9 protein-coding genes are annotated in these 13,447 nt (G+C 68.1%); 7 read left to right on the forward strand and 2 right to left on the reverse strand.

Annotated elements, in window-relative coordinates; translation table 11 throughout:
• The first annotated feature begins 358 nt into the window (after nucleotides 1–358).
• The 3 genes from nagZ to LJE69_RS20790 all read left to right on the forward strand — a co-directional run bounded on the left by nagZ (nucleotide 359) and on the right by LJE69_RS20790 (nucleotide 2,558).
• Nucleotides 359–1,483 carry a beta-N-acetylhexosaminidase gene (nagZ, locus tag LJE69_RS20780; protein WP_296927979.1) on the forward strand — a complete coding sequence of 375 codons (1,125 nt, stop codon included), beginning with the start codon at nucleotides 359–361 and terminating at the stop codon, nucleotides 1,481–1,483.
• Nucleotides 1,484–1,704: 221 nt separating this feature from the next.
• Nucleotides 1,705–2,121 (forward strand): antitoxin Xre/MbcA/ParS toxin-binding domain-containing protein, encoded by a 417-nt coding sequence (locus tag LJE69_RS20785; RefSeq protein WP_296927980.1) that lies wholly within the window; start codon nucleotides 1,705–1,707, stop codon nucleotides 2,119–2,121.
• Nucleotides 2,122–2,126: 5 nt separating this feature from the next.
• A complete protein-coding gene (locus tag LJE69_RS20790; RefSeq protein ID WP_296927987.1) occupies nucleotides 2,127–2,558 on the forward strand; it encodes an RES family NAD+ phosphorylase in 432 nt (143 codons plus the stop codon).
• A 58-nt stretch (nucleotides 2,559–2,616) separates the two neighbouring features.
• On the opposite strand, the gene LJE69_RS20795 is transcribed toward LJE69_RS20790, so the two are convergent.
• On the reverse strand, nucleotides 2,617–3,546 hold the full coding sequence (locus LJE69_RS20795; protein ID WP_296927981.1) for an ROK family protein: 930 nt from the start codon (nucleotides 3,544–3,546) through the stop codon (nucleotides 2,617–2,619).
• Nucleotides 3,547–3,566: 20 nt separating this feature from the next.
• Entirely contained in the window at nucleotides 3,567–5,021 is a 1,455-nt protein-coding gene (locus LJE69_RS20800; RefSeq protein ID WP_296927982.1) for a dynamin family protein, read from the reverse strand.
• A 631-nt stretch (nucleotides 5,022–5,652) separates the two neighbouring features.
• Between LJE69_RS20800 and LJE69_RS20805 the strand changes: the two genes are divergently transcribed.
• The 4 genes from LJE69_RS20805 (at nucleotide 5,653) to LJE69_RS20820 (ending at nucleotide 13,003) form a co-directional block, all read left to right on the forward strand.
• Complete coding sequence (locus LJE69_RS20805; RefSeq protein WP_296927983.1) at nucleotides 5,653–6,900, forward strand: efflux RND transporter periplasmic adaptor subunit; 1,248 nt, start codon at nucleotides 5,653–5,655, stop codon at nucleotides 6,898–6,900.
• Between the two features lie 231 nt (nucleotides 6,901–7,131).
• Complete coding sequence (locus LJE69_RS20810) at nucleotides 7,132–11,193, forward strand: efflux RND transporter permease subunit (RefSeq protein WP_296927984.1); 4,062 nt, start codon at nucleotides 7,132–7,134, stop codon at nucleotides 11,191–11,193.
• Nucleotides 11,194–11,306: 113 nt separating this feature from the next.
• A complete protein-coding gene (locus LJE69_RS20815; RefSeq protein ID WP_296927985.1) occupies nucleotides 11,307–12,233 on the forward strand; it encodes a hypothetical protein in 927 nt (308 codons plus the stop codon).
• A 137-nt stretch (nucleotides 12,234–12,370) separates the two neighbouring features.
• A complete protein-coding gene (locus LJE69_RS20820; RefSeq protein ID WP_296927986.1) occupies nucleotides 12,371–13,003 on the forward strand; it encodes a ParA family protein in 633 nt (210 codons plus the stop codon).
• Nucleotides 13,004–13,447 lie beyond the last annotated feature (444 nt).

Here is a 13,447-nt window from a genome sequence, read left to right on the forward strand (position 1 = left end):
CGGATCCGGCTGGACGGTTCTGTGGTGAACATCGAGGTTGGGCTTGAGGTTGCGATCGAGCTCGAGCCCGAGCCCGATTCCGGTGCCGATGTCGGTGGACCGCCAATCCACTGGTGACCCCAGATTGCTTGACGGCGCCACATGCTTGGAGTTGAGTCAAGGTGGTCGTTGTCGTTGTCGTTGTCGTTGTCGTGATCTCAACCGTCCGGATATTCGATTACGACCACGACCACGACGACGAGGGAGCCCGGTCTCGGAATTTCCGCAGCGAAGCACTAGCGCGGTGCTTGCTAAATCTATAATGACGGCCGCCAATCAGGGGACACACGCCGCCGCGCGCGGCTCAGGGGCCAACGCCATGCATGCACGCCACCTTGCCGGTGGACTCTTCATCCTCGGCTTCGACGGCACCGCGCTCAACGACGCGCTGGCGGAAACCATCCGGCGCTGGCGGCCGGCCGGCTTCATCCTGTTTCGGCGCAACATTGGCACGCCGGCCGAGGTCGCCGCCTTGTGCCGCGATCTGCACGGTTTGTATCCAGCGGATGCCCCGCCGCTGATCAGCGTGGACCAGGAGGGCGGCCGCGTGGCGCGGCTGCGTGCGCCCTTCACGGAGCTGCCGCCGGCGCGGCTGCTGGGCCGCGTCTACGCGCGCAGCGGCTCGTTGGAGCTGGTGCGGCGCGCGGCGGCCGTCAGCGCCGCGGAGCTCACCGCCGTCGGCATCAACTTCAACTACGCGCCGGTGCTGGACGTGGACAGCAACCCGGCCAACCCCATCATTGGCGACCGCGCCTACGGCGGCACGCCGGCGCTGGTCTCCGCGGTGGCGCGGGCGGTGATCGACACCTATCAGCGCCACGGACTGATGGCCTGCGGCAAGCACTTCCCCGGCCATGGCGATACGGATGCGGACTCTCACCTGGAGCTCCCGGTGGTGCGCCGCGAGCGCGCGTCGCTGGAGCAGATCGAGCTGCCGCCGTTCCGCGAAGCGGCCGCGGCCGGCGTGGCGGCGATGATGACGGCTCATGTCCTCTACCCGGCGCTGGATCCCGACTGGCCGGCGACCCTGTCCCGGCCCATCCTCACCGGCCTGCTGCGTGAGGAGATGGGCTTCGACGGTCTCATCGTCACCGACAACATGGAGATGCGCGGCGTCTGGGGCCGCTGGTCGCCGGCCGAGCTGACCCGCCGGGCCGTGGAGGCGGGCTGCGACCTCTTCATCGGCGGCGGCGGCGGACTCGACGGCCGCCACTCACAGACTGAGATCCAGTTCCAGCTGATGGAAACCCTGGCGCGGCAAATCGACGCCGAGGAGGTATCGGTTGCGAGGGTGGAGGATTCGCTTGCACGCATCCGCAAGGTCAAGGCATCGGTGCTGTCGGCGCAGCCGGACATCGACCCGGCGCGGGTCGCCGAGCGGATTGGAATAGCGGAGCATCGAGCCGTGGCGGCGGCGTTGCGGGAGGCCGCGGCTGCGTCCTAGGGCTCGCTCGCAAAGGGCATGGCAACCGGGGCTGTCATGCGTCAGGGCCTTGATTATCGTTCCGGCATCGTCGGACTTATGATCGACGCCGATAGGGCCGGGCGCGGAGGCGGTCAGGGCCGGGGGGTGGCCGAGTGGATGAAAGCGCTTGCAGGAGCCGGCGATATGCACCTATGCTGCGTGCATCTGCACCTTGGAGTGCCGCGATGCCCACTTGCGATTTGACGATCGATCTAGTCGGCGGCAAGGCCGTTGTCGGGCAGGATATTCGCAGCGGCATGGACTTGGTGCGCATCGTGCGCCGCGGACTGCCGGTGGCGTCGGTGCAGCGCATGCTGGACACCGGTCGTTTGACGCTTGCCGAGTTGGACAAGGTCGTGTTGCCGCGCAAGACGCTCGCCCACCGGCGCAAGGCCGGGACCCTGACACCGGAGCAGTCCGACCGCCTGCTGCGCGTCGCCCGGGTGGTGGCGCTCGCCGAGGAGACCTTCGGCGACCGCGACAAGGCTGCCGCCTGGTTGCGCCGCCCTACGCTCCCGTTGGCGGGCGAGCGCCCGCTCTACCTGCTCGATACCAACGAGGGCGCACGCGAGGTCGAAACCCTGCTCGGGCGGATCGCGCACGGGATTGCCGCGTAGTGGGAGTGGGGGCGTGGCGGCTGTGTCGAGCGCCCTATGCGGACCTGAGCGGCGAAGGGGCGAGGCTGTACGGCGGACGTTGGAGCTCGCCGGGACGACCGCTGGTCTATGCCGCATCGTCCGCGGCCTTGGCCGTGCTGGAGGTGCGGGTGCATCTGGACCTGCCGCCCCATTTGGTGCCGGACGACTACGTGCTCCTCGAGATCGATCTGGCGGACCTCGCCGTCGAGACGCTGACGCGTTTGCCGGAGGACCCGCGCGCCTTCGGCGACGATTGGCTGCGCACGCAGCGCTCGCCCGTGCTTCAGGTCCCGTCGGTCATCGTCCCGGAGAGCATGAATCTTCTGCTCAACCCAGCACATTCCGGTGCGGCCGCAGCGCGGATTGTGGCCTCGCGTCCTTTCGATTTTGGCCAAAGACTCTGGCTGCCGCGGTGAGTGCCGCTTGACACACCCGTGATGGCGGCACGGGACAGCGGTACTGTGGCTGCCCGGCTCAGTCGGCGCCGTCGGTCCACAGCATCGCCGCACCGCGCACGCCGCTGCTGTCGCCGAAGCGCGGCGGCAGGATGCGGGTGGCGAGGCCATCGGAGAACGCGTATTCGGCCACCAGCGGCGGTAGGGTCCGGTACAGCCGGCCGAGCTTGGAAAGCCCGCCGCCCAGCACGATGACCTCCGGGTCCAGCACATTGACGATGGAGGCCAGCGCCCGCGCCAGCCGCCGCTCGTGGCGCTGGAGTGCGGCCTCGGCCTCGGCGTCGCCACGGTCGGCCGCGGCGGCGATGGCGGCGGCATCCAGGTGACGGTCGGTGGCGGCGGTGAAGTCCGCGGCGAGTCCCGGGCCGGAGCAGAAGGTCTCGATGCAGCCACGGCGGCCGCAATAGCAGGGCGGGCCCGGCAATTCCTCGGGCTCCGGCCAGGGCAGGGAGTTGTGGCCCCACTCGCCGGCGATGGCGTTCGGCCCCTGCAGCAGCCGGCCGTGCACCACGATGCCGCCCCCGGTGCCGGTGCCGATGATGACGCCGAAGACGCTCGCGGCGCCCGCGGCAGCACCGTCGGTGGCCTCTGACAGCGCGAAGCAGTCCGCGTCGTTGGCCGTGCGCACCGGCTGGCCAAGCTTGGCTGCAAGGTCGGCTTGCAGCGTGCGGCCGTTCAGCCACACGGAGTTGGCGTTGCGCAGGCGCCCGTCGAAGGGGGAGATGGCGCCGGGGGTGCCGACGCCGATGCGCTCGTCGCAGGGTGTGGCGCGGGCGAGGGTGTCCACCAGCTCGGCGATGCGCGCGAGCGTGCCGGCGTAGTCGTGGCGCGGCGTGGGCAGCCGGTGGCGGTGTGTCAGTTCACCGGCGGGCGTCAGCACGGCGCCTTCGATCTTGGTGCCGCCGAGGTCGATGCCGATGCGGGCCAATCCGGACTGCCGGGCGCTCATCGCGGGCCGTTCCGGCGCCTTTAGTCGGCGAGGCCCCTCGGGTTGGTGAAGCGTTCGTTCAGGCTCTGCACGTAGTTCTCGCAGTCGCGCAATACCTCGATGATGCGCCCGTCGGACCAACTGCTGTAGCCCGCCGGGCGGCCCATCAGCTCCTGGCCCCAGCGCTTGATGTTGGCGTTGAAGGCGGCGAGCGGCTCGCCCGGCAGTTGCTTGCCCTTAAGCTGTCGCTTGAGCCAGCCGCGGGCGCCGGCGGCGGCGAGCCGGCGCACGCCGAGGTGCAACAGGATCGCCAGCACTGCCACGACCCCGATGCCGATCTGCTTGCCGCGGGTGATCCCTTGCGCGTCCAGCCAGGCCAGCCAGGCGGGCTGGTAGCTGAGCCCGTGCCAGTCGCCGACGCTGATGCTCCAGAACAGAAATCCCCCCGCGGCCGCCAGCAGCACGACCAGGTCCAGCCACAGCGTGCGCGAGCGCCACCGGCGCAGCGCGCGGGTCAGCAGCGGGATGGTGTCGTCGGCCAGCTCGGTGGCCGTCTTGCGCAGCGCGGAAATGATCCGGTACGCACGCTCCACCTCCACCTGGTCCATGCGCTCGTAGATCTCCTTCAGATCCGCGTCGCGCTTGGCCTCGAAGCGCTCGCGGCGGACCGGGTCGGCGATGGGCGCCGCCGCCGGGCTGAAGATGGTGTAGAAGCGCCCGGTGGTCAGGCCCACCTCGCCGAGCGCGCGCAGCCAGGCGGCCACAACGTCTTCGGGGTTGTCTTCCTTCGAGGAGGTGTCGATTTGGTTGAGGATGAACAGGAACTTGTTGGAATCAGCCCGGTTTTTGGTCTCGACCACCAGGTGCTTCAGGGTGTCGCGCATGGCCCCCGGCTCCGGGTGGCGCGCGTCGAACATCACCAGTACCAGGTCAGAGAGGCCGATCATGTGGTCGGTGATGCTCAGGATGGTGTCGCGCTGCGCATCGGCGTCGAAGCCGGGGGAGTCGATGAGGATCTTGCCCTTGAGCTGATCGGTGTGGCAGGTCTTGAGCTGAAGATAGGCGTCGATGCGCTTGCCCTCGCCGCCGGTAACGCGCTCGATCTGCTGCGACATCTGGTAGAACGGAAAGCGCGGGTCGGAGTCCAGCGCGATGCCCGGCAAGGTGCGCGAGCGCTCCTCGGGGCTGTAGACAATGACCGTGAAGCGGTCGTCCACCGCCTGGTTGCCGGTGCGCTGGATGTTGTGCCCGAGGAAGTCGTTGATGAAGGTGGACTTGCCGGCCGAGAAGGTGCCCAGCACCGAGATCAGCGGCCACCAGGGCACCTGGCTCGCGAAGGACCTGTTCTCCGGCAGCAGCGCCATGTCGTAGGCGACGCGGTCGAGGGCGCGGAAGCTCTGGACCGCGTTGAGCAGAATCGGGTTCTCCTGCTCGAGGTGCGATTCGAGGTCGCTCAGGCGTTTCTGCACGGTTTCCGGTCCTGCCGCGGAAGGCATGGGCGGGTCTCCTGGTCTGTGGTTCGTGATGGAGGGTGTGGCGCCCGCGCGCGCTGCGGCGGCTCGACCCGAGCGGCTGGCATGGTACGGGCGCGCACGCCCGGTCACCATGATCTGCGCCAGGGACCTGCGCCAGGGACCTGCGTTCGGCTGTGCGCGCCGCGCCGCGGGCGGATACTATACGCGATGTGCGGCGCCGGTCAGCCGGCGCCGCCCGATCGCCACCCGGCTCCGATGGCCCACGGGTCATGGCACAGCGCGGCGGTCCTGCTCCGCTGCGGCGCGCGCCTCCCAGCGTCCGACAGCCGGCGACGTGCCCAGACGCCGTTCGATAGCGCCAACGGCTTGATTTGGATCGGTTTAGCGTCTTTGTAGGTTGAAGTCATTGACTGATTCCGAGATACTAGCTGACTGCGTTTTGCGCCTGGCGATCACTCGCGCAACATAACGAAAATCTGGGCCACAGGAGCGTGCACTGACACTTCTCCCGACCACCACAGGTGCCACCGGCCGGCGGCCGCCGGGCCAGCCCGCGCATGTTGCAATCCCGATCGTGCTACGCCCGGGAGGCTTGCGCCGACGCTTGCAGTGGCCGTGCGCAGGATCGACACTGCGGCCGGCGTCTTCGCCGGTGTTCTCGCCGGCGGCTCACGCGGGCCGTCACCGCGCGCTCCGCCTCCCCAATTCCCGCTGTCTTCAGGAACCCGTACACATGGGAAAAACCTCCTCAGTCACGGCGCGGCTGCTCGCCGCTTGTCTGCTGCTTCCCGCCGCGGTGCAGGCTGCCGACGGCGTCTACGTCGTGAAACAGGCGGAAGGGCTGCCGACGGTCTCCGTCGGTGGCACGGTCATTCCTTACAAAGAGGTGACGCTCGCGGCCCAGCTGCCCGGCCGGGTCAAATACCTCGCGGGTATCGAGGGCGACAGCTTCGACCGTGGCGACACCCTGGTCGCCCTCGACGACAGCGAGCTGCGCGCCAAGCGCCAGGGGCTGATCGCGCAGATCGCGACGGCGGATGCCAAGCTGCGCAACGCCGGCGTGCAATACAGCCGCGAGCTCTACGCGCCGCGCTCGCGCACATCGCCAGGGGGCATGGCTATTCCCAACTTGTTCGATCAGTTCTTCACCCGCCCCATGGAAGATTTCGTCGGCGATCGCAACCAAGGCGCCGAGCTGTCCGCCGACCTGTATGCCTCCGGCACCCAGATTCAGGAGGCGCGCAACGCCATCATGGCCCTCCAGGCGGAGCTGCGCGCGCTCGACTCCAAACTGCGGGATGCACGTTCCGTGGCACCGTTTGATGGCGTCATCGTCAAGAAGTTCGTCGAGGTGGGCGACACGGTCCAGCCGGGGCAGCCGCTGATGAACTACGCGGACGTCGAATACCTGCAGGTCGAGGTGGACGTGCCCGCGCGGCTGCGCCCCGGCCTGCGCGAGGGCACGATGCTGCGCGCCGAACTGGACGTGCCGGCGCACGGCGGCAGCACCACCGAGGGCACCGGTCTGCCGGTTCGCGTGGCGCAAATCTTCCCGATGGCGGACCCCCAGCGGCATACGGTCAAGGTCAAGTTCGATCTGCCGCAGGGCGTCTCCGAGCCCGGCATGTACGCCAAGGTGCTGGTGCCTGACTTCAGCGCTCCGGCGCGCGTCAACCCGGTGATACCGCGCTCGTCGATCCGTTTCAACGGCAGCCTGCCCGGCGTTTACGTGCTCGACGAAGAGGGCAAGCCCGAACTGCGCCTGATCCGCGTCGGCGAGCCGCGACCGGACGGGATGGTGACGGTGCTGAGCGGGCTGCGGCCCGGCGAGCGCATACTCGAGAATCCCGGTGCCGGCATCACCAGCAGCTGGTCCCGGGGCGAACATGGTGGTCGCTGAGGCGAGTGCGCCGGCAGCGCGTGGCGCGCTCGTCTCGAGCCGTCATCTGTCGCCAAACCTCAGCTCGCCCCCAATTCGCTCCCGACTGGCCCGCAAGGCGTCTCCCACTCAGAGCGCCCAGGTCTCGCAGCCCGGAGCCGAAAGGCTCACCCCGTCGGCGCGGCTTCGGCCGCCGCCGCAACCCGGGCCGCACCGGTGCGCGCCCCCGAAACCCGAGTCCGATACCGACCCATGAGCCAGGACGAACGCACCCGCGCCACCCCGCCGAAGGGCGAGCACACCTACGATGAGGGCAGCCTGGGCCTCGCCGGTCGCACGGCCCGCTTCTTCATTCGCTCGCCGCTGTCGCCGCTGTTCTACGTGGCCATGCTGATGATGGGCCTGCTCGGCCTCATCGCCACGCCCCGGCAGGAAGATCCGCAGATCTCGGTGCCCATGATCGACATCATGGTCCAGTATCCGGGCGCGTCGGCAGAGCAGGTGAGCAACCTGGCGATGCAGCCGCTGGAGCGGATGATCAGCGAGATCCCCGGCGTGGAGCATGTCTACTCCGCCGCCGAGCGCGGGCAGGGCATCGTCACCGTGCAGTTCGAGGTGGGCGAGCCCATGGGCCCGTCGCTGGTGAAGGTGAACGACAAGCTCGCCTCGAACATGGACAAGGTCCCGCCGGGCGTGCTGCCGCCATTGGTGAAGAGCAAGGGCATCGACGATGTGCCCATCGTGACACTGACGCTCTGGTCAAAGGACGTCGACGGCGACGGTCGCCCGGACGTGGACGATGGCCAGCTGCGCCTGCTGGCGCAGGACGTACTACAGATGCTGAAGGAGGTGCCCAACACCGGCAACGCCTTCATCGTCGGCGGTCGGCGCGAGCAGATTACCGTGGACGCCTCACCCGAGCGTCTGTCGGGCTATCGCATCAGTCTGGGTGACGTGGCCAACACTATCAAGACCGCGAACGCGGAGGCCACGGCCGGTGGCGTCGAGTCGAGCGGCTCGCACTTTTCGGTGACCACCGGCTCCTTCCTGAAGAGTGCCGACGAGATTGCCCGGCTGGTGGTCGGCACCTTCAACGAGATTCCGGTCTACGTCTACGACGTGGCCCAGGTGCGCCGCGCGCCGGAGGACGCCTCGCAGCTCGTCGCCTACTACACCGGCCCCGCCGCGGAAAAGGGAGAGCACGCCGACGGCGTTCCGGCGGTCACCATCGCCGTGGCCAAGAAGGAGCTCACCAACGGTGTTACCGTCGCCAACGCGATCATCGACAAAGTGGAAGAGCTCAAGGGCGGGCGCATCCCCAACAACGTCGAGGTCAGCGTCACCCGCAATTACGGCCAGACCGCCGACGAGAAGGTCTCGGAGCTGATCTTCAAGCTGTTCGTGGCGACCTTCTTTGTCTTCGTGCTGGTGCTGCTGGCGTTCCGTGCGCTGAAGCCTGCCATCGTCGTGATGCTGGTCATCCCGGTGGTGCTGCTGATGACCATCTTCGCCGCCTGGATCACCCATTACACCATCGACCGCGTCAGCCTGTTCGCGCTGATTTTCTCCATCGGCATCCTCGTGGACGATGCAATCGTTGTCATCGAGAACATCTACCGCCGTTGGCTGGAAGAGGGCCGCACCGACGACGCCACCGCCGTGGACGCGGTGCGCGAGGTCGGCAACCCCACCATCCTCGCCACCTTCACCGTCATCGCCGCGCTGCTGCCGATGGGCTTCGTCAGCGGCATGATGGGGCCCTACATGGAGCCGATTCCGGCGCTGGGCTCGGTGGCGATGCTGATCTCGCTGTTCGCGGCGTTCGTGTTCACACCCTATCTCGCCATCTCCAAGTGGCTGCGGCCCTCCATGCGCTACCTGGAGGTCGCCGAGAAGCGAGAGCATCGGGAAGCAGAGCGGTTGGAGAAGCTCTATGTATCCATTCTGACCCCGCTGATCGAGAACAAGCGCAAGCGGCTTGCCTTCAAGCTGATCATGTGGGGCACCTTCCTGTTCACCTGCTCCTTCTTCTACTTCAAGTGGGTGCCGGTGAAGATGTTGCCCCTGGACAACAAGCCGGAGTTCTCGGTGGTGCTGGACATGCCGGAGGGCACGGCGCTGCCGGTGACGGCGAACCTGGCGCACCGCATGGCCGAGAAAGTGCGCAAGATGCCGGAAGTGACGGCGATCCAGCTCTACGCCGGCACGGCGCGGCCGTTCGATTTCAACGGCATGGTGCGCCACTACTATCTGCGCGACAAGCCCTGGCAGGGTGAGCTGCTGGTGCAGCTCACCGACAAGCACGAGCGCAAGCGCTCCAGTCACGAGATCGCCGTCGAGGCGCGGCAGATGCTCAAACCGCTCGCCGACGAGAGCGGTGCGCACATCGCCGTTGTCGAGATGCCGCCCGGTCCGCCGGTGCTGCAATCCGTCGTGGCCGAGGTGCATGGACCCTCGGCGGAGGTGCGGCGTGACTTCGCCCGCGATCTGACCGATATCTTCGAGCAGGCCGAGAGCACGCGGGACGTCGACAACTATCTCCGCGAGGCCTTCGACTACTGGCGCTTCGACGTGGACACCGAGAAGGCCGTCCGCCGCGGCATCTCCGTGGACACCATCAACCAGAACCTCGCCATGGCGCTTGGCGGTGCCACCCTGGGCGACGTGAAGATGCGCTCCGGGCATGAGCCGGTGAACATCGTGCTGCAAGTCCCGCTGGCGGAGCGCTCGCAGATCGACACCCTCGGCGACCTGCCGATCCGCTCCAACGCCGGCTTCACCGTACCGCTGCGGGAGCTCGGGCGCTTCGAGCGCGTGCCGGAGGAGAACATCATCTACCGCAAGGATCTGCGCGCGGTGGAGTACGTCGTCGCGGATGTGGGCGGCGATCTCGCGGCCCCGGTCTATGCCATGATGCAGGTGCAGAACCGTCTCAACGAGATGGGCTACGCGGCGCCGGACGGCACCGAGCCGAAGGCGTATTGGCTCGGGCCGCCGCCGACGGACCAGGTATCCGGCTTCGAGTGGGCGGGCGAGTGGACCGTCACCTACGAGACCTTCCGCGACATGGGCGCCGCCTTCGGCGTCGCGCTGGTGCTGATCTACATCCTGGTGGTGTGGGAGTTCGGGAACTTCCGCATTCCGCTGGTGATCATGGCGCCGATCCCGCTGACGCTGTTGGGCATCATCCCGGCGCACTGGCTGATGTTCCAACTCGGATTGGGCGGCGAGTTCACCGCCACGTCCATGATCGGCTGGATCGCACTGGCCGGCATCATCGTGCGTAACTCCATCCTGCTGGTGGACTTCTCCATCCATGAGGTGCAGAAGGGCGTGCCGGTGGCGGAGGCCGTGATCCGCGCGTGCAAGACCAGAACCAGGCCCATCGTGATTACCGCGCTGGCGTTGGTGGCCGGCTCCAGCGTCATCTACACCGATCCGATCTTCCAGGGCATGGCCATTTCGCTCTCCTCGGGCGTGTTGGTGTCCACGGTGCTGACCCTGATCGTCATCCCGCTCGGTTGCGTGGCCGCGAGCCGGGATCTCTGCGAGGTGGCGGTGGCGAGCGCGCCGGCCGGAACCACGGTCCCATGCGCGGAAGAGCTGCTGGAAGACAGCAAGACCGCGACGGCGCACCCGCCGCGGCAACGTGAGCCGTCGCCGGCGCTCGCCAAGGTGGGCAGCGCCCTGATGATGGCGTTCTACCTGGTCCGCGGTATCTTCCTGCTACTGTTCGACTGGCTGAAGACACTGTGGCGCAAGTACCGCAGGCGGGGGCCCGGACGTCCCGGCGGCGGCTCGGGCGGCGGTGCCGGCGGCAGCGGCGGTGTCGGCGCGGGCGGAGTCGCCTACGACCAGGGCAGTCGTGCTGCCGCCGAGGTGCGCAACGCGCTGCGCACCGGGGGCGAGACGCGTGCCGAGCCGGACGAGGTGGCCAGGGAAGCTCCCCCGGAGGTCGCCGGGGAAACCGCCCCAACAGCGGCCCCAAAGGCGCCAAAGCAAACATCCAGCCAAGCGCCTACGGCGACAGGCGAGGCGGGATCGGCTGAGGCGGCGGATGCCGCGGCTGGCGACGCCAAGGTTGGCGCCGCCGCACCGAAACCCGCGCCCCAGTCCATGCCAAAGGCGACGCCCACGGCCACGCCAAAGTCCACCGACGCAAAGCCGCAGGCCCGCAAGCAGCCCGCGAAGAAGAAGGCCGCAGCGAAGACCGCGGCCACGACAACGGCCAAGGTTGCCAAGGTCCAGAAAAAGGCCGCGCGGCGCGGCATTCGGCTCAAGACCGAGGACGCTGACCAGGACACCTTTGAATGAGTTGGGGCGCATGCGCGCCCCGTCGGACGTCACCGCTACGGCTAGACTGTGTTGACAGGGGCCGTCGATCCTGGTCAGTCCCCGAATGGAATGCGCCGCAGTTGGTGTTGCACATGTTGAGACTTACGGCCTTCGCCCTTTTGCTCACGCCCGCCGTCTTTGTGGCGAGCCCGCTCACCGCGGATGATCTCTATGGCGCCCCCGATCCGGGTTGGTACAACGCGGGCAGCGGCTGGCCGAGCGAGGGCGCCCGCGGCCAAGGGTACGACGGCGGCGACTACGGACAGCAGTACGGCACTGACGAGTATGGCTATGCCGGCCGTGATTTTGTCGGCGCCGGGACGGGCGCGGCGGCAGGGCGCGCGCCGGGCTTCGGGTATACCGACGGGGATTGGGGCGCTGACCCGTCCCCGGCGCCCGGCTACCCTTATGACGGCGACACCCTCGGCGCCGACCGCTACGGCTATGACGGCTACCAGGACAGGGGCGACACCTGGCAGCGCCCCGAGGCGCCTAAGCCCGTCGTCCCGGACGGCTACGGCGCGCCGGACTGGGCGTCCCAGCCGCTGCCGCGGAGCCCGGACGGCTACGATCGCCAGCGCCAGCGGGATGGCCGTGACGACTACGCCGGCGGCCAGGGCGTCTACAGGGATGGCCGTGACGACTACGCCGGCAGCCAGGGCGTCTACAGGGATGGCCGTGACGACTACGCCGGCAGCCAGGGCGTCTACAGGGATGATCGCGGTCCGTGGCGCGCGCCGCAATCACGATCGCGGCAGCAGTATCGCTTCCGGGAGGACCCGGCGCTCGAGCAGCACGCTGTCGGCGGCACCGCCGGGGGTTATGTCTTTCGGCCATTGACGCGCAAGGAGCAGGAACGCCATCGTGACGTGGCGCAGTATCCCCGCTTCGTCGAGCCCCACCGCGACCAACGCCAGCGGCCGGGCGATGACGAGGAGCAGGGGGCGGCCTTCGGCTATGCGCCCGGACCGGTACCGCAGGACGACTTCTACCAGCGTTACTACCGCAGCGGGCGCTAGGGGAAACGGCGTTCATCGCTGCGCCTTGGCGCAGCGGCCACGCTCCGCCCCAACCGATGGATGCAGCGCACTGACCTTGTGGCCTGCGGTATCCTTGCGCGCGTCACTTCTCGGCACCGAAACGGAGCTCGTTCGGCATGATCACAGTGGTTGGGAGCTTGAAGGGGGGCTCTGGCAAGAGCACGCTCACCTTCAATCTCGGCGTCTGGCTGGCGATGGCCGACGTAGATGTGCAACTGATCGACGCCGACCCGCAGGCGACCCTGTCGGACGTGACCGAGGTCCGCGTCGAGGAAGGCTTCGAGCCGGTACTCGTGGTGCGCGACCGCGACGCCCTGACGCCGGAAGGTCTCGCGGAGCATGAGGAGACACTTATCGACATCGGCACCGCGGACATGGACGCGGTGCGTACCGCGCTGTCGCTGTGCGACCGGGTGGTGGTGCCGGTGCCGCCGTCACAGGCCGATATCTGGTCCACGCAGCGGTTCGCGCGCCTGGTGCGCTCCGTCGAGCGCGAGCGCCCTGCCGAGATCATCGGCTTCATCAACCGCGGGGACACCCACCACGCCGTACGCGAGACCAACGAGGCGGCCGCCGCGCTGGTCTCCCTGCCGGACGTGCGCTACATCAAGCCGCGGCTCTCGCAGCGTACCGTGTTCCGGCGCTCCTTCAGCGAGGGGCTGGCCGTGTTCGAGCTCGAGCCCAGGGGCAAGGGCGCCAAAGAGTTCTACGCCTTGGCCGCGGCGCTGTTTCCGCACCTGCTGAGCTGATGCCCCGAACCAAGTGCGCCGCGCGTCGCGCCGTGGGAATTCTTAGCCTTTATGTTAGTCTCTACTGTCATTCACGCGCGAGACACCCGCCGGCCTGCCGAGCCAATGCCGGCAAGCGCTTCGGGTCGCTCGCAGATAAGAACAGTCACGCACTGAGGCAATCGCGCCGATGGTCCAATCCCCATCCGATTCCGGCCCTGGTAACGCTGGGCAGCCCAGCAAGGAGCAGCCAGCGGGCCCGCCCGGTGCGGAGGCGACGGACTCACAGGCAAACGCCTACGCAATGGATCGGCTTTCCCAGGCATTCGAGAACAGCGCCCGGCGTTGGGAGCTGATCGTCTATCCGACCCTGTTTGCGTTCATCATCCTGGCGGCGTACGGCTTCTACCTGGTCTTCAGCCTCGCGAAGGACGTGCACTACCTCGCCATCAGCGTCGACTCCAA

Origin of the sequence: Thiohalocapsa sp. (genome assembly GCF_022340605.1) — a bacterium.
Classification (GTDB): domain Bacteria; phylum Pseudomonadota; class Gammaproteobacteria; order Chromatiales; family Chromatiaceae; genus Thiohalocapsa.